This is a genomic window from Pseudomonas sp. Ors-4-3C, from assembly GCF_055755035.1.
Map to the genome: position 1 here is coordinate 715,378 of NZ_CM146900.1, position 20,898 is coordinate 736,275.

The 20,898-nt window shown below is 56.7% G+C and carries 25 protein-coding genes, 1 tRNA gene and 1 pseudogene; 12 read left to right on the forward strand and 15 right to left on the reverse strand.

What is annotated here, in order from left to right:
- Nucleotides 1-2 precede the first annotated feature (2 nt).
- The gene (locus tag ACVHNU_RS03325) at nucleotides 3-1,238 is read right to left on the reverse strand and encodes an aminotransferase class I/II-fold pyridoxal phosphate-dependent enzyme (RefSeq protein WP_473019001.1); all 1,236 of its coding nucleotides are present in this window, start codon (nucleotides 1,236-1,238) and stop codon (nucleotides 3-5) included.
- A 171-nt stretch (nucleotides 1,239-1,409) separates the two neighbouring features.
- Complete coding sequence (locus tag ACVHNU_RS03330) at nucleotides 1,410-1,898, reverse strand: DMT family transporter (protein WP_473019002.1); 489 nt, start codon at nucleotides 1,896-1,898, stop codon at nucleotides 1,410-1,412.
- Nucleotides 1,899-1,975: 77 nt separating this feature from the next.
- Here ACVHNU_RS03330 and ACVHNU_RS03335 point away from each other — a divergent pair, with 77 nt between their 5' ends.
- Nucleotides 1,976-2,899, forward strand: a complete 924-nt coding sequence (locus ACVHNU_RS03335) for a LysR family transcriptional regulator (RefSeq protein WP_400496119.1) — start codon at nucleotides 1,976-1,978, stop codon at nucleotides 2,897-2,899.
- Nucleotides 2,900-2,906: 7 nt separating this feature from the next.
- Here the strand turns inward: ACVHNU_RS03335 and ACVHNU_RS03340 are convergent, their stop codons facing one another.
- A complete protein-coding gene (locus ACVHNU_RS03340) occupies nucleotides 2,907-3,191 on the reverse strand; it encodes a type II toxin-antitoxin system RelE/ParE family toxin (protein WP_473019003.1) in 285 nt (94 codons plus the stop codon).
- Nucleotides 3,181-3,420 carry a type II toxin-antitoxin system RelB family antitoxin gene (relB, locus tag ACVHNU_RS03345; protein ID WP_103485684.1) on the reverse strand — a complete coding sequence of 80 codons (240 nt, stop codon included), beginning with the start codon at nucleotides 3,418-3,420 and terminating at the stop codon, nucleotides 3,181-3,183. The genes ACVHNU_RS03340 and relB overlap by 11 nt, the downstream gene beginning before the upstream one ends.
- Nucleotides 3,421-3,529: 109 nt before the next feature.
- On the opposite strand from relB, the gene ACVHNU_RS03350 reads away from it, so the two are divergent.
- The 6 genes and pseudogenes from ACVHNU_RS03350 (at nucleotide 3,530) to ACVHNU_RS03375 (ending at nucleotide 7,650) form a co-directional block, all read left to right on the forward strand.
- Complete coding sequence (locus ACVHNU_RS03350; RefSeq protein ID WP_473019004.1) at nucleotides 3,530-4,246, forward strand: PA3715 family protein; 717 nt, start codon at nucleotides 3,530-3,532, stop codon at nucleotides 4,244-4,246.
- Nucleotides 4,247-4,250: 4 nt separating this feature from the next.
- A complete protein-coding gene (fos, locus tag ACVHNU_RS03355) occupies nucleotides 4,251-4,667 on the forward strand; it encodes a fosfomycin resistance glutathione transferase (protein ID WP_473019005.1) in 417 nt (138 codons plus the stop codon).
- Nucleotides 4,668-4,727: 60 nt separating this feature from the next.
- Nucleotides 4,728-5,365 (forward strand): annotated as a pseudogene (locus ACVHNU_RS03360) (LysE family translocator).
- Nucleotides 5,366-5,444: 79 nt separating this feature from the next.
- A complete protein-coding gene (locus tag ACVHNU_RS03365) occupies nucleotides 5,445-6,794 on the forward strand; it encodes a sensor domain-containing protein (RefSeq protein ID WP_473019006.1) in 1,350 nt (449 codons plus the stop codon).
- A gap of 118 nt (nucleotides 6,795-6,912) precedes the next feature.
- A complete protein-coding gene (locus ACVHNU_RS03370) occupies nucleotides 6,913-7,071 on the forward strand; it encodes a KGG domain-containing protein (protein ID WP_003222499.1) in 159 nt (52 codons plus the stop codon).
- 75 nt (nucleotides 7,072-7,146) lie between these two features.
- Nucleotides 7,147-7,650 (forward strand): DUF4142 domain-containing protein, encoded by a 504-nt coding sequence (locus ACVHNU_RS03375; protein ID WP_003222501.1) that lies wholly within the window; start codon nucleotides 7,147-7,149, stop codon nucleotides 7,648-7,650.
- 99 nt (nucleotides 7,651-7,749) lie between these two features.
- Here ACVHNU_RS03375 and ACVHNU_RS03380 read toward each other — a convergent pair whose 3' ends face one another.
- The 3 genes from ACVHNU_RS03380 to ACVHNU_RS03390 all read right to left on the reverse strand — a co-directional run bounded on the left by ACVHNU_RS03380 (nucleotide 7,750) and on the right by ACVHNU_RS03390 (nucleotide 9,448).
- Nucleotides 7,750-8,160 carry a low affinity iron permease family protein gene (locus tag ACVHNU_RS03380; protein WP_003222503.1) on the reverse strand — a complete coding sequence of 137 codons (411 nt, stop codon included), beginning with the start codon at nucleotides 8,158-8,160 and terminating at the stop codon, nucleotides 7,750-7,752.
- 120 nt (nucleotides 8,161-8,280) lie between these two features.
- Nucleotides 8,281-8,820, reverse strand: coding sequence for an AidA/PixA family protein (locus ACVHNU_RS03385; protein ID WP_400496114.1), 540 nt, complete (start codon nucleotides 8,818-8,820; stop codon nucleotides 8,281-8,283).
- 124 nt (nucleotides 8,821-8,944) lie between these two features.
- Complete coding sequence (locus tag ACVHNU_RS03390; protein WP_008076892.1) at nucleotides 8,945-9,448, reverse strand: inclusion body family protein; 504 nt, start codon at nucleotides 9,446-9,448, stop codon at nucleotides 8,945-8,947.
- Between the two features lie 373 nt (nucleotides 9,449-9,821).
- Here ACVHNU_RS03390 and tam point away from each other — a divergent pair, with 373 nt between their 5' ends.
- Entirely contained in the window at nucleotides 9,822-10,592 is a 771-nt protein-coding gene (tam, locus tag ACVHNU_RS03395; protein ID WP_473019007.1) for a trans-aconitate 2-methyltransferase, read from the forward strand.
- 126 nt (nucleotides 10,593-10,718) lie between these two features.
- Here tam and ACVHNU_RS03400 read toward each other — a convergent pair whose 3' ends face one another.
- The 8 genes from ACVHNU_RS03400 to ACVHNU_RS03435 all read right to left on the reverse strand — a co-directional run bounded on the left by ACVHNU_RS03400 (nucleotide 10,719) and on the right by ACVHNU_RS03435 (nucleotide 17,405).
- Nucleotides 10,719-11,447, reverse strand: coding sequence for a class I SAM-dependent methyltransferase (locus ACVHNU_RS03400; protein WP_473019008.1), 729 nt, complete (start codon nucleotides 11,445-11,447; stop codon nucleotides 10,719-10,721).
- A gap of 229 nt (nucleotides 11,448-11,676) precedes the next feature.
- Nucleotides 11,677-12,936: a type II toxin-antitoxin system HipA family toxin gene (locus tag ACVHNU_RS03405; protein ID WP_473019009.1), complete on the reverse strand. Its 1,260-nt coding sequence runs from the start codon at nucleotides 12,934-12,936 to the stop codon at nucleotides 11,677-11,679.
- A complete protein-coding gene (locus tag ACVHNU_RS03410; protein WP_003222513.1) occupies nucleotides 12,929-13,246 on the reverse strand; it encodes a helix-turn-helix domain-containing protein in 318 nt (105 codons plus the stop codon). The genes ACVHNU_RS03405 and ACVHNU_RS03410 overlap by 8 nt, the downstream gene beginning before the upstream one ends.
- A 288-nt stretch (nucleotides 13,247-13,534) precedes the next feature.
- A tRNA-Gly gene (locus tag ACVHNU_RS03415) sits at nucleotides 13,535-13,608 on the reverse strand.
- 158 nt (nucleotides 13,609-13,766) lie between these two features.
- Nucleotides 13,767-14,651 carry an alpha/beta fold hydrolase gene (locus ACVHNU_RS03420; RefSeq protein ID WP_045122324.1) on the reverse strand — a complete coding sequence of 295 codons (885 nt, stop codon included), beginning with the start codon at nucleotides 14,649-14,651 and terminating at the stop codon, nucleotides 13,767-13,769.
- Nucleotides 14,652-14,967: 316 nt separating this feature from the next.
- Nucleotides 14,968-15,660, reverse strand: coding sequence for a pseudouridine synthase (locus tag ACVHNU_RS03425; RefSeq protein ID WP_473019010.1), 693 nt, complete (start codon nucleotides 15,658-15,660; stop codon nucleotides 14,968-14,970).
- A gap of 34 nt (nucleotides 15,661-15,694) precedes the next feature.
- The gene (locus ACVHNU_RS03430; protein ID WP_103521444.1) at nucleotides 15,695-15,925 is read right to left on the reverse strand and encodes a cysteine-rich CWC family protein; all 231 of its coding nucleotides are present in this window, start codon (nucleotides 15,923-15,925) and stop codon (nucleotides 15,695-15,697) included.
- Nucleotides 15,918-17,405, reverse strand: coding sequence for a sensor domain-containing diguanylate cyclase (locus tag ACVHNU_RS03435; RefSeq protein WP_473019011.1), 1,488 nt, complete (start codon nucleotides 17,403-17,405; stop codon nucleotides 15,918-15,920). Before ACVHNU_RS03435 ends, ACVHNU_RS03430 begins: the two co-directional genes overlap by 8 nt.
- 341 nt (nucleotides 17,406-17,746) lie before the next feature.
- Between ACVHNU_RS03435 and ACVHNU_RS03440 the strand changes: the two genes are divergently transcribed.
- The 4 genes from ACVHNU_RS03440 to ACVHNU_RS03455 all read left to right on the forward strand — a co-directional run bounded on the left by ACVHNU_RS03440 (nucleotide 17,747) and on the right by ACVHNU_RS03455 (nucleotide 20,898).
- Nucleotides 17,747-18,013: a hypothetical protein gene (locus tag ACVHNU_RS03440; protein ID WP_103520405.1), complete on the forward strand. Its 267-nt coding sequence runs from the start codon at nucleotides 17,747-17,749 to the stop codon at nucleotides 18,011-18,013.
- 180 nt (nucleotides 18,014-18,193) lie between these two features.
- Entirely contained in the window at nucleotides 18,194-18,592 is a 399-nt protein-coding gene (locus tag ACVHNU_RS03445) for a hypothetical protein (RefSeq protein WP_003222524.1), read from the forward strand.
- Between the two features lie 201 nt (nucleotides 18,593-18,793).
- Entirely contained in the window at nucleotides 18,794-20,002 is a 1,209-nt protein-coding gene (locus ACVHNU_RS03450) for a glycosyltransferase family 4 protein (RefSeq protein WP_473019012.1), read from the forward strand.
- A gap of 35 nt (nucleotides 20,003-20,037) precedes the next feature.
- Complete coding sequence (locus ACVHNU_RS03455; protein WP_473019013.1) at nucleotides 20,038-20,898, forward strand: hypothetical protein; 861 nt, start codon at nucleotides 20,038-20,040, stop codon at nucleotides 20,896-20,898.

Consider the following 20,898-nt stretch of genomic DNA (forward strand, 5'->3'; position numbering starts at 1 on the left):
GCTCAGATGTCGAAATCGACGCGATGCGTGCGCAACAACTCGCTGACTGCTTCGCAGAAATATCGGATCAGCGACGGCTCCATATCAGCACGCAAGGTTACCCGAATGGCCGCTTTACCTTGGGCAACCACTGGAAAAAATACCGCGCTGGTGAAAAAGCCTTGCTCGGCCAGTTCGCTGGCGATGCAGTTGGCCAGATCCGCCTGGCCGCAATCGATCAAGCGGATCGCCATCGCGCTGTGGCATTGCTCGGTGCTGATCAAACTGTCGAAGAGGCGGATATTAGCTTGGAGGCTGGCCTGTAGAGCGGCGAATTCGGCGCTGTAATGCAGGCGGATCGACGCTCGGCCGGCGCCGATTGCCGCACAGTTTAGACTTTGTGACCAGTTGCTCGGGCCGCCATAACGCTGGATGATTTTTTTCTGGCGCAGGTTACCGAGCATCACCAATCCACCACTGGCGCCAAATGACTTGGCCAGCGACGCAACGATCAGGCAGTCATCTTCCAGCGTCTGGATTCTCGGTCGTACCAGGCCGACGCCGTTATGGCCGACGGCTGACAACGCGTGGGAATCATCCAGATAAAGAAACAGCCCGTAACGATCCTTGAGGTACAGCAGGCCTTCCATGTTGGTCACGCCGCCCATGCTGTAGGCGCCGTCGCCAACATAGGCCACGCGGCCGTATTGCTGGCACATCTGTTCCAGAAAATCCATGTCGTTGTGTGGACAGGTCATGACACGAGTTTCGTCGGCGCAGGCAGCTTTCAAATGATTCATCGAGTAATGCGCCTGATGGTCAAAGACCATTACTGGCGGGCGATTATCGGTCAATACACCGCTGGCCAGCAGCGGCAAGATCCCCGCACTAGCAGCGCTGCAGGACAAGGTCGTCAGGCACACAGCATCGAACAGCTGCGAAAGCTCGGTTTCGTATTTTTCGAGAATCTCCAGTTTGCAGCGATTTTTCGAGTTGGCAACGCGCATAGAGCCGGTTTCCTGCAGTGCGGCAATAGCACCTTCGAGCAGGGCAGGGTGATGATCAAGGCCAAGGTAGGACGTGGTACAGAAATGTTGTAGCTCCCGTCCATATTGGTCGAGCAGGCGGTTGGGACCCATGACTTCGACATTGAGCCCGGCGACTTTGCCGAGCTCGGCGTTCTCCCAGTCCTGGTTTGCCAGTGCGATGACTTTTCGATAGTTGGAATAAAGGTTTGGTGCTTGCTGCATCTGGTTCATCAGGGCATCCCTTGAGCGTAGCAATCCGCGGGTCGTTGCAATTTGTGTGTATTGCCAGACTTTACGGAATGCGACTTCGGGCTTGAATCAGACACGTCCTGCAATATTGAACGCTATTGGATATTTGCTTGTAGGGCGATGTCCTGATGGGCTGTCGGGCACCTCCGAGTCCTACCCGGCAGGTGCCAGATTCCTGCTCGTTGCCTCACCAAACTGAATCAACACCACCCCGCCAATCAGCAGCAACGCGCCCAAAAACCGCGACAACGTCAGCTGTTTCTCCAGCAATCCAAACAGCCCGAAGTGATCGAGCAGCATCGAAGCAATCACTTGCCCGGCCAACGCCAGCGCAACAAACCCGGACGCGCCGAGTTTTGGCAGCAACATCACCGCCAGCGCCACAAAGCACACGCCGAACGCACCGCCAGCCCACATCCACAACGGCGCCTTGCTGATAAACCCCAGCGACGGCAGCGGCAGGCGCAACGCCAGAATCACCGGCAACAGCACCAACACACTCACCAGCAACGAGGCCAAGGTCGCCCACAGCGGATGTCCCAGTCCCCGGGCCAGATTGCTGTTGATCGCACTTTGAAACGGCACCACCGCCCCGGCAAACGCGGCCAGCAGCGACAAACCGACCCACTGCAACGTACTCATGATCATTCTCCAACAGGTTTTGCTGGACTCTAGAGTATTCGTCGCGCAGATTTAAATTCCGTTTTGTCATCCAGAACATGCACAAGATGAATGATCTGCGCCGTATCGATCTCAACCTGCTGGTGGTTCTCGACGCCTTGCTCAGCGAGCAACACGTCACCCGCGCCGCCGAGCGGCTGCACCTCAGCCAACCGGCAGTCAGCCATGCGCTGGCGCGTCTGCGCGACTTGCTCGGCGATCCGCTGCTGGTGCGCGCCGGTTCGACCCTGGTGCCCACGGCGCGGGCGCTCGAACTGGTCGCACCGCTGGCTGAAGCACTGGCTCAGGTGCAGTCGCTGCTGGCGCCAAACACTTTCGATCCGGCCACTGCGCGGCGGACCTTTCGTGTGGCGATGTCCGACTACGGCGCGGCCATCATCCTGCCCGATCTGATCCGCACCTTGCGTCGCGAGGCACCGGGCATCGACCTGCAAATCAGCCACGCCAGTCGCGAAGGCATGCTCGAAGGTGTGCTCAACGGCGACATTGATCTGGCCGCCGGGGTGTTCCCGGAAATGCCCAACGAATTGCGCAGCACGCTGCTGTTCGAAGAGCGCTACGTCTGTTTGCTGGATCGCCGCAGCCTGCCGGCCGAGGGGCTTCTGGATTTGCCGACCTACCTGTCGCGCCCGCATGTGTTGCTGGAAATGCGCGGCAGTGGCACCCCGGAAATCGAACGGGCGCTGACCTCATTGCGCGAACGCCGCCGAGTCGCCATCAGCCTGCCGCACTGGAACGTCGCGCCGCAGTTGATCAGCGGCACGGATTTGATTCTCACGGTGTCGTCACGCAGCGTGCGCGAGATTGATCAACAGGAATTGATTGTGCTGCCGCCACCGTTCGAAATCGCGCCGTTCACGTTTGTGCTGGCGTGGCATAAGCGCCGGGGTGGGGATCAGGCGTTGAACTGGTTGAATCGCAGGATTGAGGAGGGGTTAGATCGATCCGGGATCTGCGATTGAGAATGTGCTACCAAGTGCGGGGAGGAAGCCTGCGAGTATGAAAAACGCGCAGAACCTGAAGCCTGCCCTGACGAACGCGGTAAGGAATCAGATAGGGGCGATCAGGGAGTGCCCATTCTCTGGTTCCGGGCAAACGTCCCTCGCGCCCGGAGGCGGGAAAGCGGGCAAGGTGATCGACGCAGTCGAGAATGGCTTGAACAAACTCGGAGGCCGCCTGCGGATTTTCAATCGCGATGTAGGCGGCTTCGTCATCGAGATTCTTTAGTGCAGTACGCAGCCACTCAACGCGCATTGGCATTCCATTTGTTGGCGATCGCCCTGACATCATCGGCAGAAGCAAAATCACCGGCATCGGCTTCGTTCAGCGCTTTTTGGATTTCTTCAATTTGCCAGGCTTCACGGGCCAGGTACTCGCGCAATGCATCGACTGCCAGATAGGACTTGCTGCGCCCGGTCGCTTTGGCGAGGTTAGCCAGAGTATCTGCAATTTCGTCGGGAAGCCGCAAAGACATGACGGACATGGTGGTCTCGGTGTAGTGGTTTGTAGTGCAACATACTACAGCGTCATACTTGGCCCCAGCCTGCCATTCGTCTAACGGTTGCGCAGATGACTTTTATCAAGGAAGAAACATGACCTGCAGAAACACCTTCATCCTGGCTTTTGCATTCCTGGCCATCACCACCCACGCCCACGCCGCCTGCACCACCAAGAGTTTCGACGGCAAATCCATGTCGCGCTGCAATGTCTGGCCGGCGTTTCCGAGTCAGGCGATTTCGGTCAAGTCCACCTATCTGGCCGATTCTGGCGGCGACGATGCCGGGGCGTTCGATCTGGATCTGGCGCTGCTCAATGCGAGCAACGCCAAACCCATCGCCACCTACCGTAAACCGGGCGCCTACAACTCTGATGCCGTGCGCCTGGATGATGTGCGCATCGACACGGCGCGCTATCGACTGACGCCGGATATCCGCGCTTTTGGGCTGCGAGCCAAGTTCGTCCACAGTTCCCATGCCATTCCCTACGAGAAAACCGATCTGGCGCTGTATGTTCGCGAGGGGGACGAGTTACGTCCGGTGCTTGAAGGCCTGGTGGTCTTCAAGGACAACGGTGAGTTCGTGAATGACTGCGAGGGCTACAGCAAAAAAATCCGCCGAACCCTCGAGATCGCTCCAACGAGCCACAATGGTTTCGCCGATCTGATCGTCACCACCACCGGCAGTAAAATGAAAAACACCAAGTCCGGCAATCAGTGCGTTTCGACAAACACCGACCTGAAGAAAAAACAGATCACCCTGACGTACGATGGTCAGCAGTACAACGTTCCTGAAGACCTCAGAGGTTACTGACCCCATGCTCACCGGCCTCAACCACCTGACCCTCGCCGTCAGTGATTTGCCCCGCAGCCTGGCGTTCTACCGCGATGTGCTGAGTCTGCGCGTCGAAGCCACATGGGACGCCGGCGCCTACCTGTCGCTGCCGGGGCTGTGGTTGTGTCTGTCGCTGGATGCGCAGCGCCCCACCGAGCCGTCCGTCGACTACACCCATTACGCGTTCAGCCTCGCCGAGGCAGATTTTCCGTTGTTTATTCAGACGCTAAAAGCGGCGAATGTGAGGGAATGGCGCGACAACCGCAGTGAAGGCGCGTCGTTCTACTTTCTCGATCCTGATGGCCACAAGCTCGAGGCTCACGTCGGCGATCTCGCGTCGCGACTGGCAGCCTGTCGGCACAAACCGTACGCGGGCATGCGTTTTTACGACGCGTCGTGATCTGGCATTGCGGGCTGATATAGACTGGCCATCATTTGTACTGGCGCCAGCAGGTTTTTCATGACTCCATCGCTGCTAATGGCCGTTCTGGCCTCGGGTTTCATTTACGGCATCACGCCTGGGCCGGGCGTGCTGGCGGTGTTCGGCATTGGCGCGGCGCATGGGCGGCGGGCCGGGGCGGGGTTTCTCTGCGGGCACCTGCTCGGTGATGTGGTCTGGTGCAGCACCGCGCTGATCGCCATCGTCGGTGCCCGCGAAATCGGCAGCACCGCGTTCGATGTGTTGGGTGTGCTCAGCGGTTTGTACCTGTTCTGGCTCGGCTGGCGCGCAGTGCGGGCCAAACGGCGCAGCAATGATCAGCCCCAGGCGCAGCGCGTCAGCCGTTCTGGCACGGCATCCTGTTTGGCCTGACCAATCCCAAGGCGTATCCGGTGGCTGTGGCGACGTTTACCGCGCTGCTGTCGAGCCGTGCCGAACTGCTCAACTGGTCGATGCTGCCGGCGCTGATCGCCCTGAGTTTCCTCGGCGGTTTGCTGGCCTACGCTATTCTGATCGGCGTGGTCGGCGCCCGACGGGTGCGCACGCTGTATCAGCGCCACGAGCTGATGATCACGCGTTTGTGTGGCGTGATGTTCATCGGTTTTGCCATAAACGCACTGGTGCACGCACTACCGGGATTGCTGCCGAACAAGGCTTGAAGTTGTGTGCAGGGATGCGTGAACAAAGGGTCAGGGATGGTTGAACAGTGCTGCATTGTCCGGACACCCACGCTGAACCATGGAAAGCCGAAATTCCGCGCCGCTGGCGAGTTATATGGACCTGTTGCTCGATGCCGTCTGTGCGGTGGACACGCAGGGCCGTTTCGTTTTTGTCAGCGCCGCCTGCGAGCGCATTTTCGGCTATACGCCTGACGAGTTGATCGGTCGGCCGATGATCGAGCTGGTGCATCCTGCAGACCGCCAGCGCACCCTCGCCGCCGCCCGCGACATCATGGGCGGCGAACCCAAACACAATTTTGAAAACCGTTACGTGCGCAAGGATGGCCGCATCGTCAACATCCTCTGGTCGGCGCGCTGGTCGCAGGTCGATCAACTGCGCATCGCCGTGGCCCGCGACATCACTGAACGCAAGCAGGCCGAGTCACGTCAGGCGGCGTTGTATGCGATTTCCGAAGCGGCGCATGTCGCCGAAGACTTGCTGGCGCTGTTCAAGCGTATTCACCTGATCATCGGCGAATGGTTGCCGGCGCTGAATTTCTCCGTGGCGCTGTACGACGAGCACTGTGCGCAGCTGAATTTTCCCTATCACGTTGACGATCACGAATTGCAGCCCGAGCAGCCGGGCACTGTCACCGGGCGTTTGTGTGCCGAGGTTATTCGCAGCGGTCAGCCGATTCTACTGACGCCGGACAGCCCCGACGTCTCTCCCGACTTCGCGGCGCTGGTGGCGGGGCAGGATTCACCGTGCTGGCTCGGTGTGCCGCTGAATTCGAAGAACGGCACCATCGGTGCGCTGATCGTCAAAAGCCTGCCGGGTGGCGAGCGTTACACCGAACAGGACAAGGAACTGCTGCAATACGTCTGCGCCCAGGTCGCGACCGCCATCGAGCGCCAGCAACTGCACACGCGGCTCAAGCGCATGGCGCAGTACGATCAATTGACTCAGCTGCCCAATCGAGGATTGCTCAAAGACCGCCTCAAGGCTGCGCTGGCCGGTGCCCGCGAAGCATCGGGAAACATGGCGCTGCTGTACGTCGATCTGGATCGCTTCAAACAGGTCAACGACACCTTTGGCCATGCGGTCGGCGACATGCTGCTGCAAACGGTGGCGAGTCGGCTCAAGGGCTGCGTACGCGATACCGATACCGTGGCGCGCATTGGTGGCGACGAATTCGTGGTGCTGTTGCACAGTGTTCATGCCGCTGAAGACGCCGACAGCGTGGCCGGAAAAATCCGACAGGTGCTGATGCAGCCCATGCGCCTGGACGGTCACAGCCTGTGCATCGAGCCGAGCATCGGCGTGGCCCGTTATCCCGAACATGGCCGCGAAGAGCAACAACTGTTCCGGCACGCCGACCAGGCGATGTACGCCGCCAAACGCCTCAATCATCGGGTAGTGGATAGCTGAAACAGTGCACGCCGTTCGTCGCGGCGCAGGCAACTTTTCTAAACCTTTATCGGTCCGGCAATTCTCAATCTAGGCGGGCACCTGCTCGCCAACGATCAACACCAAGAGGAAGAGAATCATGCCTAATTCAAGAAACTCGAACTCGGGAAACTTCGCCAACGATCGAACCAAGGCCTCTGAAGCCGGTCGCAAAGGTGGGAAAACCACCACCACGACAGTCGACAAAGAGCCTGCGAAAACCGAAATGGGCCGCAAGCCAGCTCAGAAGTCGAAGTAGTCGGTGAGGTAGTTTTGATTGAGAGGCGGGGGCGCAAGCCCCCGCTTGAATTTGCAGAGATAGGAGGGCGCGACCATGAGCCGGATGGCCACCCAGATACGTCGTTTCAGTTTTGCCACGCTGTTGGGTTTGTTCGCTGGCAGTGCATTCGCCCAGTCGCCTGCCGACTTCATCAACGATGCGTCCGCCAAAGGCATGGCCGACATCGAAGCCAGTCGTCTGGCGCACCAGAAATCCGACTCCAAAGAGGTCAAGGATTACACCATCGTCGTGATCAATGACCGCACCACGGCCAACCAGCATCTGGCAAAGATCGCGAAAAAGCTCGATCTGCCCGTCGCACCTCGTGAAGAAATTGCCGACAAGGCTAAAACCATGATCCCCCAGGTGAAAGACGGTGAAACCTTCGATCAGGCCTACGCCGCAAGCCAGGTGAAAGCGACCGAAGAAGCTATTCAGCAGATCCAGCAGGAAGCGCAGTCAACCGACGTTCCGGAAATCAAGGCATTTGCCGACGAGACGTTGCCAAAACTGCAAAACCACCTGGAAATGGCGCGAGCGCTGCAAGCCAGCCGCTGATCCCGCTTACAAGTCAAAAGATCGCAGCCTGCGGCAGCTCCTGCACCATTCCATGTAGGCGCTGCCGCAGGCTGCGATCTTTTGCTTTTTTGACTTTACTCAGCAGTCATTCAAATCCTGCTTCGGCTTACTCTTCTCCCCCAGCCCATCAAGATTGAACACCTCGCTTTCCCCCAGGCTACGGTAATGCTTGCGCAGCGCCTCCAATTGCTTGAGGTCCAGCGATTCCAAGCCAAGCATCGCGTTCTGCGCTTCCTTGTTCACCCGCAACAACTCATCGAGCTTCAGATGCAGGATGTCTGTATCGCGGTTCTGCGTGTTCTGGATCAGGAACACCATCAGAAAGGTGATGATGGTAGTCGAGGTGTTGATGATCAGTTGCCAGGTGTCGTTGAAATGAAAAATCGGCCCACTCAGCCCCCACAGAAAAATCAGGATCAACGCGCCCATGAAGGTTTTTGGGCTACCGGCCCAAAGGGCCAGGGTCTGGGATATTTTTGCGAATTTCATTGCGGTGTTCCTTATTGGGAGACGCTAGAAATTCAGACAGTGAGGGCGTTGCGAAAATTCTGTTTTTCGTTGCCTGTCCATGAAAAACCGGTCTTGCGACCGGCTCATACATGAGTAGGCTCAGGACGTCAGTTCGACCCCCACCTGCCACTGAAAGTACCCCGCCACTTCACATTGCTGATTGACCAGCATGAACGTTAATCCGCACTGGACAGTGCCAGGTGTTTTCGGGGTGCAGGCCCAAAAATGATCGTCTGCCTTGCGGCTGCCCGGCACGGTGGGGGTTTCGGGGTTGGGCGCGGGGACGGTAAGGCCGGTGTGGATTTCCAGTTTGGGTACAGTAAGAACGCTGCTGTCATCGACGGTCATGCGACAGGCCACCACGCTGTGCTCGGCGATCAGGCTGACGCTTCTGACGCGAAAGTGAACATCACGGTCCATCACGACTAAGACTTTGGTAGTGCTGTCATTTGTAACTATTTCTTTTGAGTTGTTACCCGTGGCGAAAAAGATAAATCCATCGGCAATGTCTGTAGGGTTGGCGGGGTCCTGGCTGGGTGTTGGATAGTGCGCAAGCAGAGATTCGGCATCGACGATCAGCAATACATTCTGCGCGTTGTCGACGGTGGAAGAAGGGGAGGTGATCGGTTCGGAAGTCATCATGGATTCCTTTCATGACGTCGCTAAACACTGGCGGCCGCATCGGTCAAGGCAAGACATCCTGATTCCGCCGGGCTGCATCGGATCGGTGGAGCCCCTCGTTGCCAAGGGGCTCGTTACAGGGTCAGTTGTGGATGGAGATGAACGGGTCCCACGAGCAGCAGCCGATGATCTGGCAGTTGCGGTCGACGATCAGGAAGTGGAAGTGATAGGTCACGCGGCCGCAATCCAGGGTCTCGGATGACCAGTAATGGTTGTCGACTTTCTGGCAGCTCGGCACAGATGGATTTTCCCGGTTTGGCACTGCAACGCACGCCGTGGCCTTGCGCGGTGAGGGTGGGGAGATCAGGTCGGCCCCCGCGTTGCCGATGAACTTGTAGAAAATTACCGCTTGTTCGAAGCTCTGCGACAGGCTGGTTTCACGCCAGCGGATCAGGTCGCCGACTTGCGCCTTGAGGTCCAGTTCACCACCGGCCTGGCCACTGACGACATTGTCCTGGTTGGTGACCATATACACATGATGCCAGTCGATCAGCGTGGGATTCTTCGGATCCTTGCTGATGTTTGGATACTTTTTCAAAATGGTTTCGGTGTCGATGGAAACCAGAATATCCGTAACTCGAGACATGGTGAGGCTCCTTTTTCATAGTGAACGTCGGACTGCAATCCAGGCACGACGACGCTTGCTTGCCGTATGGCTTTTGCGAGCACACTACTGGGGGAACCCATCGGTCATGAGAGACGCGCAGGCCGTGCTCCTTGCGCGAAATCAGATGAGTCGGGTTCCTTCCGACTGCCGCAAATTGACTATAGGTTTGATTTTTTAGCTGTCAAAAATGCGTGTTAATGGTTCGACGGACGGTCGTTGGTTGCATATGAATCGCCCAATTGGCGATAAGCAGCCCGCCCGCTGACATCGTTTGCAATCAGTCGCTCTGGAACTGCTCGCATGGCTGCCTGTATTGTGACGAACCGCTGAAGTGTCCCGACAGGAGAACGCAATGAGTTGGTCCGCCAGACAATACGTCGCTTTCGAAGATGAACGCACCCGCCCGGCCCGTGATCTGCTGGCGGCGATCCCCACGGTTCAGGCGCGATCGGTGGTCGATATCGGTTGCGGCCCGGGTAACTCCACCGAGCTGCTGGTGCCGCGTTTTGAGCAGGCCCAGGTCAGGGGCCTCGACAGTTCGCCGGACATGGTCAACGCCGCGCGCAAGCGCATGCCGCAGTTGCAGTTCGAGGTCGCAGAAATCGATAGTTGGGCGGATCAAGGCCCGTTCGATGTGATTTTCGCCAACGCGGTATTGCAGTGGGTACCGGATCACGCGACGTTGCTGCCGGCGCTGGTGGGTAAGCTGTCGGACGGTGGCAGTCTGGCGATCCAGATGCCGGACAACCTCAACGAACCTTCCCATCGACTGATGCGCGAAGTCGCCGCCAACGGCCCGTGGGCCGCGAAACTGGCAGGCGCCGCCGGACAGCGCACCGACATGGCCAGCGCCAGCGAGTACTTCTCGATGTTGCGTCCGCACTGCTCGCGGGTCGATGTGTGGCGCACCACCTATCATCATCAGTTGTCCGGTGGAGCGGCGGGGATCGTGGAGTGGTTCAAGGGCAGTGGCTTGATTCCGTTTCTGAGCCCGCTGAGCGAAGAGGAGCAGGCGCGGTATCTGCAGCAGTATCTGGCGGCCGTTGCCGAGGCGTATCCGGCGTTGCCTGATGGTTCGGTGCTGTTGCCGTTTCCACGGCTATTCATCGTCGCGACTCGCTAAAGGCAAACAACAATTCTGTGGCGAGGGAGCTTGCTCCCGCTGGACTGCGAAGCAGGCCCAAGGTCTTCGGGGCACTTCGCGCCCCAGCGGGAGCAAGCTCCCTCGCCACAATGCATGTTTCGCGGGTTAGCGCTGCACCGCCACCAACATCATCATCGGCCGTTCCCGCTCTTCAGCCAGCGCCGGTTGCGCCGCCACCTCCGCATCGCTCGGCCCCCATTCGTTGACATGGCGAATGGCAAAACCCGCCGCGATCAACGAATTCAACAGTGTGCCCATCGTGCGGTGCTGCTTGATCACCCCTTCGGCCAGCCAGTTGGTTACCCGTTCGCCTTCCATCTGATAACTGTCCAGCGGCCAGCGCTTGCGACCGTCGCTGTCGATCAACCAGCCCGGATTGCGCGGGGCCATGAAGATCGGGTGTTCGATGGAGAACACAAAATGCGAACCCGGTTTCAACGCTGCGTACAGATGAGCGAACAGCCCTGGCAGATCCTTGATGTAATGCAGCGCCAGTGAACTGTAGGCGAGATCGAAACTGCACACTGGGAGATCGAGATGCTCAAGATCGGCGCGTTCATAGCGGATGTTCGCCGCCCCAGTGGTTTCGCGCGCGCGCTCCAGCATCTTTTCCGAGACATCCAGCCCCAGCACATGGGCGGCGCCTTGGTCACTGGCCCAACGGCTGAACCAGCCATAGCCGCAGCCGAGGTCGAGCACATTAAGATCATGCATAGACGGCAACAGCGCTTTTAGCGCCGGCCATTCCGGCGCGGCATCGAGACCGCCGATCGAGCGGTTCATCTGGCTGTAACCCTGAAAAAATTCCGGGTCGTCGTAAATGTTTTGCGTCATGAGTGAGTGGCTCTTTTGAGTTCGGTCATCAGCGGCACAGTGGCCGCGCCATGGAGTCCCTCGAAAGTCAAAACGCGTATTCGTCGATGGCCGCGCAGGGGGAGGGTGGTGGGTGAAGTGGGAATCCTACTGGGTCGTGGGGACGGTGAGAACCGTGGGTGTGTTGTGGATCTGTAATGTCGGAAAAATCTTCAGGGTTTCAAAAAATGTGATTTGCAAGGATATGCAGTCATCGCAACAGCTTGATGTTGTGATCAATTCGGCTTTGAATGGTACGCAGGGTTTCCTGAGTGATCACGCCAGGATAAAGATCATTTGCCACAGTCGAGAATTGGCTGGATACGTCGCAAAAGCGCTCAATGATAACTCCTGCCTCATAGGCACCCACCTCCGCTTCTTCTGCCAGTCCAAGCATGGCCTTTCGGCCGATTTCCAGCGCTTCGCCCATCACATCCATCTGGTGATACCCACCCGGCCCCTCGCAAAAGGTCACATCGTAGGCCGGGGCTAATTTCCAATCGCCAGCTCGCGACATGGTGTAGGCAAAGTTCTTGGGATGATCATCCCGGTTGTGGAACGCAACGTTGAAAACAGCACGCTCGAACGCCCGTGCTTTTTCACGTACATCATTGGTACATCTTTGGGTGGCGCGCAGGAAGTTGACATAGTCCAATGCCCCCGGAGAGCGAAAATCTGCACCGGTAAAGGCTGCGAGGCTTTGCATGGGGACGCGTAGTCCGTCTTGTCGATCAAACCGTCTGCTGGCGAAGGCAGCCATTCCATCTGACAGACTGAAGTACTGCGTATCCGGCGTTTGAATGCCGCAGAGGCGCAAGCAAGCGGCATAAACCATTTCGATGGCGCACACTTCGGGATGTTCGTGTTGGGCAGGGAATTTCACCAGCCATGCTTCAAAACCTGGAGTGGCAGCTGTGGTGAACGTCCCGGTGTCGGGGGCGCGATAGACCAGAGCCTTGGGTCTGGCACCTTGCGGAGAGCCTCCAACCAGCAGCAACTTATGAAGAAGCTCGCCCCCTTCACCTTTCAGCACTTGCCGCACTTCGGCTGCAAGTAACTCAATGGGAACATGCATTTGTGGTTCTAGTACGTCAGGTGCCACAGGCTTGAACGACATGGCACCCATGGCATTGTTGCCGATGTAGGCCAGTCGCTCCAAAGGTCCGATGCGTGCGGGATTCAGGCCGCGACGTTTGAATAGACGATCCATCAGCAGCATGCCCCAGCCGTCGGGCAGCGAGTCATAGACGGGGCCTGGCAATCCCAACTGATGTGGCGGGAAATCCCGACTTAATTTGGCGCCTTGCAAAGGAAGTTTCAGGGACGATAATTCCAGCCCTCTTTTTTTTGCTTCGTCGCTGTACTCAAACACCACCAGCGGACGGCCGGTCAGCGCTGCGGTGGAAGCCAGTGTGCCCCACCGCCAATGTTCACCCCAGCCCTCGTAGTAGACGTCTACTTTCTCAAGCATTGTCGGATTTCCTTTTGATGCGGTAACGCTTGGCACTGTTTTCGTAGCGCAGGATGTCGTCCAGAGTTTCAAGCTTTGGCAAGAACAGGTTTTCGAGTTCCTTACTGCGCCCAAGTACCATGGCAACACGTACCAGATTTTCGAAGCCCACATTACGCCCGGCTTCAAGATTGGATACCGTATTGGTTCCGATGCCGGCACGTGCGGCCACGTCCGCTTGTGTCATTTCCAGAGCGAGTCGATCAGTGCGTAGACGTTCACAGATCCGCTTGACGATCTCACTTGGCTTGCTAAGGCTTAAATCCAACATAATGGGTCTTACACCTCAAAAGCTACTTTAAAGCCGGTAATTCTGGATTTATCCAGGAACTTGTCATCCATGCACTATTCCTGATTATTGTGGCTTATCTTTTGAAAATCGCAATAACCCACAGAAAAATGGAATTATCCAAATTTGGGTTGAGGAGAGGTTCGAGTCAGGAGAATCATCATTCATGGTGTGTTCCCACAAATCCCGGACACAAAAAAACCGGCCCTGTAGGCCGGTTTTTCTGTTTCTGCATCCCCCGTCATAACCTCGACGTGAGACCCGATTGAGTGGAGCGGGTAGAGGGAATCGAACCCTCAACTAAAGCTTGGGAAGCTTTCGTTTTGCCACTAAACTATACCCGCTTAGAGCGGCTGACTTTGTACCAGAGTCGGGCGCGGATTTGAAGTTTTTCTTTTGCCCGCAGCGCGTTACAGCATTGAAAACGGTCATTCGCGGGCGAATCTGCAGGTAATCAGCGCTGGCTTCTCAGCCCCACAGACTCGCTCGCGACGACGCTTTTTCAAATGGCCGATGCATGGTGATCCTGGACGAACGAGTAACGCGTTCGGCTCGACTGCTGTGACGGTTTCAGGAAACCAAGCAGGGCATTCTGGCTGTCACGGCAAGCCGCCTTGTGCTCCATGTCGAGAAAATGCCCGGTGGCCTGCAGCGTGGTGAAGGTGCTTTGTGCCACGTGGTTGCCGAATATCCGTGCGTCTTCGGCGGCGGTGTACTCATCCCATTCGCCGTTGAGGAACAACACCGGCACGTTGATCCTTTTCGCCGCATTCAGGTAGCACTGACGATCACTGTGCAACACGTCGTTGATGTGAAAGTGCATCTGCCCGTATTCGTGCTCGGCCAGACTGCTGACGTGGCGATAGTTGAAGCGCTTGAACAGTGACGGCAGGTGTTTGCCGATGGTGTTGTTGACCAGGTGCCCGACCCGATCGCCGTCGCGCTGGCCGAGGTAATCGACACCGCGCTCCAGGTAATCCAGCATGTGCGCGTTGATCACCGGCGAGAACGAGCTGATCACGGCTTTTTCGATACGCCGCGGCTGGTGGGCCAAGGCAACCAGGGTGGCCGCGCCGCCCCAGGAAAACGACAGCACGTGTTCGGCACCGAAATGGTCGATCAACTCCAGCAGAATCTGCCCTTCGACTTCCTTCGTCAGATGTTTCTCGTGGCGGTTGTGGATTTTCGACCTGCCCGCGTAGGGCTGGTCGTAGCAAACCACGTTGAATTGCGGGTGCAGATTTTTCACGGTTTGAGCAAACGACGCAGTCGTGGCCATCGAGCCGTTGACCAGGATGATGGTCTTTTCTGCGGCGTCTGCGCGATAGAACTCCGTGTAAACCCGATACTGACCCTGTATATCCAGCACAGCGATTTCTGGCCTCATGTCATAAGACTCCTGGCAAGCAAGCGGGTATGCGCGCAAATAGAGATTGCACGAGCTTTGTGACAGGTAGGCATACGCCTGGAGTTTGGGGCCCATGTCGATCCGGAACGGCAGGTCGACGGGTATTATTATTGGCGGGCAGTCTGCCGGGGGAGGTGGAGCCTTTGAGGCTCTCTACCGGCAAAAAGGTTGCTTGGATGTACTGCGTGACTCATCGGTCACAATTTGGCCGACGTCCTGATTCAAGCAGGGGGATCAGGATCGCGCAAGTGCCGTTGGTGAATTGTTCGACAACTTCTGCTGAGCGGTCGCCGGCTTAGAACAAATGGATCTCTTCGGTGCGCAATGTTCGGTACTCGCCCGGTTTTAGCGCGTTATCGAGCAACAGCGGGCCCATGGATTCGCGGTGCAGGCGCAACACTTTGTTGTTGAAGTGACCAAACATGCGCTTCACCTGATGGTATCGACCCTCGACGATGCTCAGACGCGCCGCCCTCGGGCCGAGCACTTTGAGTTGCGCCGGTTGCGTGGTCAGGTTTTCGAAGGCGAAGTAGATGCCCTCGGCAAACGTGACTGCATACTCCGGCCCGATCTCCTGTTCGGTCTCGACGTAATAGACCTTCGGCAGTTTGGTCTGCGGTTGGGTCAGCCGTCGCGACCAGCCGCCATCGTTGGTGATCAGCATCAGCCCGGTGGTGTTGAAGTCGAGGCGACCGGCGATGTGCAGGTCGTCCTTGTCCGGCTCGTGGATCAGATCGAGCACGGTCGGGTGCTGCGGATCGCGGGTGGCGCTGACGCACCCCGGCGGTTTGTGCAGCATGAAGTAGCGCGCCGGTTTGCCGAGTTGCAAGACTTCTTCGTCGACTTCGACGCGGCTGAATTCCAGCACTTCGCTGTGCGGGTCGCTGACGATTTTTCCGTCGATCCGCACGCGCTTTTCCACCAGCAACAGGCGAACCTGTTGACGGTTGTAGCGGGGCAGGTTGCTGAGGAAACGGTCGACGCGCATGGTCAGGAATCGGCGAACAAAAGGGGCGCGTATCTTACGGGATCGGCCGCGCCGCTGCTTGCAGTTGCGCCTCGACCTGCGCGCAGCGCGGGCACAGGCAGGATTTATTGCGCAGTTCGGCCGGCAGGGCTTCGAGCACTGCCGGGTCGATGCTCACGCCATAGCACCAGCAGGCCTGGTCGGCGGTGCGCGGGTCGGCCAGGGTGCAGTCGTTGCGGGCGCCGCAGGCCGGGCAGAGGTCGGGTTTAGCGTCGGTATCAGGCATAAGTCGAATGAGGCATTTCCACGCAGGTGCGGTTACGGCCGGTTTGTTTGGCTCGGTACATCGCATGATCGGCCCGGGACAGCAGCGTGTGCAAGGTGTCATCCGCTTGCAGGGTGGTGGCGCCGATGCTCACGGTCAGACTCAGGCTGTGGCCATCGTAGGAATACGCCTGTTGTTCGACGTGTCGGCGGATCTTCTCGGCAATCTTCTGAGCGGTGTCGCCGTCGGTGTCCTTCAGCAATACGATAAATTCCTCACCACCCCAACGGCAGACAATGTCGGAATGACGCAGGCAACTTTGCAGGTCGCGGGCAAACCCGATCAGCACCTGATCGCCGGCCATGTGCCCGTAGGTGTCGTTCAATGTTTTGAAGTGATCGAGATCGAGCAACAGCGCAGTCAGGGGTTTCGACTCGCGCTGCGCTTCGTGCAGGGCCTGTACGGCGAGCAGGTCGAAGCCACGGCGATTCGGTAGTTCGGTGAGGCTGTCGAGCGTGGCCTGCGTCTGAATCTTGCGCTGATAACGCCGGATCACCCGATTGAGCAGGGCCAGCACGCCCAGCGTCACCAGCAGGCAGATCAGCAGGTTGAGGTACAGCGACTGACGGATATCACTGAGCGCGCCGTCCTCGCGCTTGTCGACGAACAGATACCAGTGCAATTCCGGGATGTAACGTACGTTGAGAAAATGTCCCTGACCGTGGGCGGAATATTCGTAACTGCCGCTGTGGGGCTTGGGTAACTGGCTGATCAGGCTTTTCATACTGGCGAGTTCGCTGAGGCTTTGCCCGATGTGCGCACCTTCCGGGCCGCCGCTGGCGCCGGTGAGCACCAGTCGCCCGAAGGCATCGACGAAGTAGACGCTGCGTTGATAACGCTGCTGGTACTTATCGATGAGCTTGATCACCGCGTCCACCGTCAGGCCTACGCCCGCGGCACCAATGAAGCGGTTGTCGTAGTCGTAGACCTTGTAGTTGATGAAGAAAGTCAGGTTGTCCTTGTTGGCCAGATCCGGGTCGACGTTGATCTCGTACGGGTCTTTCATGTCGCGCACGCGGAAGTACCAGGCGTCGCGCGGCTCATCGATCCTGACCTGCTTGAGCACGCCTTTGGCGTGGTAGTACGTGTGGCTGCTGTCGGAGACGAAGAACGCGGTGTAGGCGCCGTAGTGGGTCATGACCTCGTCGAGGTAGCGGGTCATTTTTACCGGGTCTTTTTCACCGTTCACCACCCAGTCGCGCATGAACGTATCGCGGGACATTATCGAGGAAATCAGGATCGGTCTGACGAGGTCTTTCTGGATTTCCGAATAAACGGTGTCGGATGTCAGCGGCAGTTCGGTGTTGACGATGCTGTCGCGGATCGACGCCCGTGAGGCGTAATAGCTGAGCAAGGAAGTGGCGAGGAAGCCGGCACCAAGCAGTGCGACCAGAGTCAGCACCAGCGAGCGTTGGGAGTACAGCGCAGATCTGTGCGGCATGGGCGGTTCCGTTGGCAGATGAGCCGATGGCAGCATTCTAGTGGCACTGCCGGGAAATAACTGCTCCATACGCGGCGCAAATGGTCGTTCCTGTATTTCCGGGCATTTGCACCGTTCAACGGTGGGGGCGGGCTTGCTCGCGAAGGCGGTTTTCCAGACACATGAATGTTGATTGGCCCACCGCATTCGCGAGCAAGCCCGCTCCCACAGGGGGATTCTCAGGGGGAGTGACACCGCTGATCTGAAGCTTGGCCGAGTCCGGCACTTGCCCTGGGCCTGACAGTCAAAACTGTGTCGGCTGCGCTTTCCTGCTGCGGTCGTGGGTCTTTCAGGAGGCCGCCATGCGTGTTCAGAAACTGTTTCGTCGAGTGTTGCTCGGTGCAGTGCTCGGGTTTGGGCTGTCCGGATGTTATTACTACGGGCCTCCCGCCGATGTTTACTACGCCGCTCCCTACTACTATCCCGGCTACTACTCACCTTATTACTACGGCGGATATTACGGCCCGCGCTACTACGGCGGCGCCCGTTACTATTACGGTGGTTACGGCTATCGCGGTGGTTATGGTCGCGGTTACCACGGCGGCGGCTATCACGGTGGACACCACTGATCGGCGGCTGAATGACAGTGTTTTGCAAATGAACAGGATTTCATCAATCACATGTTTCAACTTGTTACGGAAGCGCACCAGATTCGGAAAACGCTGTCAGATCATTCGTCAGTCACCGAATAACCGACTGATGCCTGCCAGCGTCGCTGGTGTGGCTCACTCGCGGTCCAGGAGGCCGCCATGTATCGACGAATTCTACTGCTTGCTGCGATGATGTTTTCCGTTGCCGGTTGCGCTCCCTACTCCTACGCAGATAGCTATTACAGCTCGGAGGTCTACACCTCACCCGCTCCGGCGTACTACAACACTGGTGGCACGTATTACAGCGGTGGCAGCACGTATTACTCGGCACCGCGCTACTATCAGCCTGCGCCGCGTTACTACCAGCCCGCGCCACGGTATTACTCGCAACCGCGCTACTACCAGCCGGCCCCGCGCTATTACGAAAGCCGTCGCTGGCACGACAATGATCGCGGGCGCTGGGACGGCCACCGCGGTGGTGGTTGGGACCGTGACCGCGGCGGCCGAGATCATCACGGTGATCGGGGTGACCACGGCGGGCGAGGCGGTCGCTGGTAATCATCCGCAAACAAAAAAGCGGCGCATTGAGCGCCGCTTTTTTTGTACCTGTTGAAAATTCGTATGTTGCTCCATCTCCTAGGAAGTTCTCGGAAGCCTCCTACAGTTTTATTTCTGAATAATTGTTAGCGTTTGTATGCGCCTATTGAAGCTGGAAGCTTTCAATTTACGGAGCTATATAAACACGGAAGTTTTTCAGGCATGCATTTACTTATCATTCATCAAAATTTTCCCGGTCAATTTCGCCATGTTGCATTGGCGGCGCGTCGAAAGGGTTTCAAAGTACTTGCAATTGGTCGTGATACGGCACCGGGTATTGCCGGGGTGAAACTGCTTCGGTATCGGTCCTCAATAAGAGACTCGAATAGTAGCCATGCTTATTTGCATGGATATCAAACGGCTGTGTTGGATGGGCAGCGTGTTTTGGTCTTGTTGAAGAAACTCAAACAACAGGGTTATCGACCCGATGTGATTCTTGCTCATCCCGGGTGGGGTGAAACGTTATTTATCAAGGATGTATATCCGGATGCACCACTGATTCACCTCTGTGAATATTATTATCGAGCGCAGGGGGCAGACTCAGGTTTTGATCCTGAATTTCCACGTGCGTCCGATGCTTCCTCAAGATTAAGAGTTTTGAACTCAATGCATCTGTTGAATCTGGAACAGTGTGATATTGGAATTGCCCCAACAGAGTGGCAACGAAGTCTTTTTCCGAAAAGCTATCAATCTAAAATTCGCGTGATTCATGAAGGTGTCATCCAAACGCCTCATGCCGAGAAAGTTAAGGCTGTAACTTTACCCAGTGGCTGTGTACTTAAGGCACATCAGCCAATAGTGACGTACGTTGCCAGAAACCTTGAACCCTATCGTGGATTTCACATATTTATGAGGTCCATTAGCCATATTCAGGCTGAGTGTCCGACCGCTCAAATAGTCATTGTGGGTGGAGATGAAGTCAGCTATGGGCGGAGGCCTGTTGGGTATGAAAACTGGCGAGACAAGATGTTATCGGAGGTGGATTGCGATGTTTCCAATGTGCATTTCACCGGGAAGCTGCCTTACCAGAAATATAGAGCTGTTCTGCAAGTTTCAACGGTGCATGTTTACTTGACGTATCCGTTCGTTTTGTCTTGGTCCTTATTGGAGGCCATGTCGGCTGGCTGTGTGGTAGTCGCTTCTGATACAGCTCCGGTGAAGGAGGTCGTTGTTCACGGGGGTAATGGGATTCTTGTCGATTTTTTCCAGGTTGAATCAATAGCTGCCAATGTATGCAGCGTTTTAAATTATCCCGGTGATTTTGAATCTATCAGAAAAGCTGCGCGGCTAACGGCAAACAGTTTTGATGTCAGTGCTGGTCTGAAGGGCTATTTTCAGGTTTTTGAAGATGCGATGGCTGGTCGATTCTAACTAGAGTTTTCGTCATTTTAAAAGGGAGATTTGAAATGTTCAAAATGTCACGCAAGGAAGCCTTTAGACGTTGTAAAGCCTTACTGAAGTATGGTCTGGTTTTGCTGGTGTGCTATTGGGTGGTGGATTTTTATATTGAATGGGAGGAGGCGGCAGAACGCAGGGCGATTTACCAAAAGGAACAAGGTGACTGCAGTAAAAAACTGGCGGGTATGGAACAGGTGCCAATACCGGGCGGGAGTCTTCTTGATCGGAGTCGGATACCCGGATTTTATTTCGGATCGAATTTGAGAAGTGACGGGTCATGTATAGCCGAGACTCTCGAGGGATCATTTTGGTGGACGGGTAGCGAACTTCGTACGGAGTATGAGATGAGCGGGATAGAAAAGCCTTCCAGTTGGGGGTATTTCCGGCTTGCGGCGAGACTCTACACCCGGAAGGAGCGCACTGAGCCGCACAGCATGGGGTATCGACATGCAGATTGGCCGGATGATCTGATTGTGGAACTAAAAAATTATCCAGGATTAGAGCTTTGGCTTAATGCTCCTCCGCCTCATTTCAAGAATGAGTTTTCCATTACCACATTTGTTATGCGTAATTGGCGCCGGCATGACGGAACACCTCGGACGATAAGTTGTGATGGATTGAATCATCCTGGCGACAAGATTCAGGCCGCTGGTTTGGGCAAACAAGACTTGTTGAAGCTTAACAAAGAACAGTTGGAAAGTTTGGACTTTGGAGTGTTACAGACCTACTGCACAGTCGAGCTCTACAGTTTTGATTTTGCAGGTGGGGACGGACGTATCGGGCTGGACACAAGTTCGTTACTAGGTGCGCCTGAAGCGATTAAATTTGTAAGCGACTATCTTTCACGCTCCATAATTACAGGGAAGTAA

Coding starts and splice junctions, on each gene's coding strand:
- ACVHNU_RS03400 (WP_473019008.1), bottom strand. CDS start 11,447: ATGACGCAAAACATTTACGACGACCCGGAATTTTTTCAGGGTTACAGC.
- ACVHNU_RS03330 (WP_473019002.1), bottom strand. CDS start 1,898: ATGAGTACGTTGCAGTGGGTCGGTTTGTCGCTGCTGGCCGCGTTTGCC.
- ACVHNU_RS03350 (WP_473019004.1), top strand. CDS start 3,530: ATGACCTGCAGAAACACCTTCATCCTGGCTTTTGCATTCCTGGCCATC.
- ACVHNU_RS03380 (WP_003222503.1), bottom strand. CDS start 8,160: ATGAAATTCGCAAAAATATCCCAGACCCTGGCCCTTTGGGCCGGTAGC.
- ACVHNU_RS03430 (WP_103521444.1), bottom strand. CDS start 15,925: ATGCCTGATACCGACGCTAAACCCGACCTCTGCCCGGCCTGCGGCGCC.
- ACVHNU_RS03440 (WP_103520405.1), top strand. CDS start 17,747: ATGCGTGTTCAGAAACTGTTTCGTCGAGTGTTGCTCGGTGCAGTGCTC.
- ACVHNU_RS03445 (WP_003222524.1), top strand. CDS start 18,194: ATGTATCGACGAATTCTACTGCTTGCTGCGATGATGTTTTCCGTTGCC.
- ACVHNU_RS03385 (WP_400496114.1), bottom strand. CDS start 8,820: ATGACTTCCGAACCGATCACCTCCCCTTCTTCCACCGTCGACAACGCG.
- ACVHNU_RS03405 (WP_473019009.1), bottom strand. CDS start 12,936: ATGCTTGAGAAAGTAGACGTCTACTACGAGGGCTGGGGTGAACATTGG.
- ACVHNU_RS03370 (WP_003222499.1), top strand. CDS start 6,913: ATGCCTAATTCAAGAAACTCGAACTCGGGAAACTTCGCCAACGATCGA.
- ACVHNU_RS03420 (WP_045122324.1), bottom strand. CDS start 14,651: ATGAGGCCAGAAATCGCTGTGCTGGATATACAGGGTCAGTATCGGGTT.
- relB (WP_103485684.1), bottom strand. CDS start 3,420: ATGTCCGTCATGTCTTTGCGGCTTCCCGACGAAATTGCAGATACTCTG.
- ACVHNU_RS03340 (WP_473019003.1), bottom strand. CDS start 3,191: ATGCGCGTTGAGTGGCTGCGTACTGCACTAAAGAATCTCGATGACGAA.
- ACVHNU_RS03365 (WP_473019006.1), top strand. CDS start 5,445: ATGGAAAGCCGAAATTCCGCGCCGCTGGCGAGTTATATGGACCTGTTG.
- ACVHNU_RS03450 (WP_473019012.1), top strand. CDS start 18,794: ATGCATTTACTTATCATTCATCAAAATTTTCCCGGTCAATTTCGCCAT.
- ACVHNU_RS03425 (WP_473019010.1), bottom strand. CDS start 15,660: ATGCGCGTCGACCGTTTCCTCAGCAACCTGCCCCGCTACAACCGTCAA.
- ACVHNU_RS03325 (WP_473019001.1), bottom strand. CDS start 1,238: ATGAACCAGATGCAGCAAGCACCAAACCTTTATTCCAACTATCGAAAA.
- fos (WP_473019005.1), top strand. CDS start 4,251: ATGCTCACCGGCCTCAACCACCTGACCCTCGCCGTCAGTGATTTGCCC.
- ACVHNU_RS03390 (WP_008076892.1), bottom strand. CDS start 9,448: ATGTCTCGAGTTACGGATATTCTGGTTTCCATCGACACCGAAACCATT.
- ACVHNU_RS03455 (WP_473019013.1), top strand. CDS start 20,038: ATGTTCAAAATGTCACGCAAGGAAGCCTTTAGACGTTGTAAAGCCTTA.
- ACVHNU_RS03410 (WP_003222513.1), bottom strand. CDS start 13,246: ATGTTGGATTTAAGCCTTAGCAAGCCAAGTGAGATCGTCAAGCGGATC.
- ACVHNU_RS03435 (WP_473019011.1), bottom strand. CDS start 17,405: ATGCCGCACAGATCTGCGCTGTACTCCCAACGCTCGCTGGTGCTGACT.
- tam (WP_473019007.1), top strand. CDS start 9,822: ATGAGTTGGTCCGCCAGACAATACGTCGCTTTCGAAGATGAACGCACC.
- ACVHNU_RS03375 (WP_003222501.1), top strand. CDS start 7,147: ATGAGCCGGATGGCCACCCAGATACGTCGTTTCAGTTTTGCCACGCTG.
- ACVHNU_RS03335 (WP_400496119.1), top strand. CDS start 1,976: ATGCACAAGATGAATGATCTGCGCCGTATCGATCTCAACCTGCTGGTG.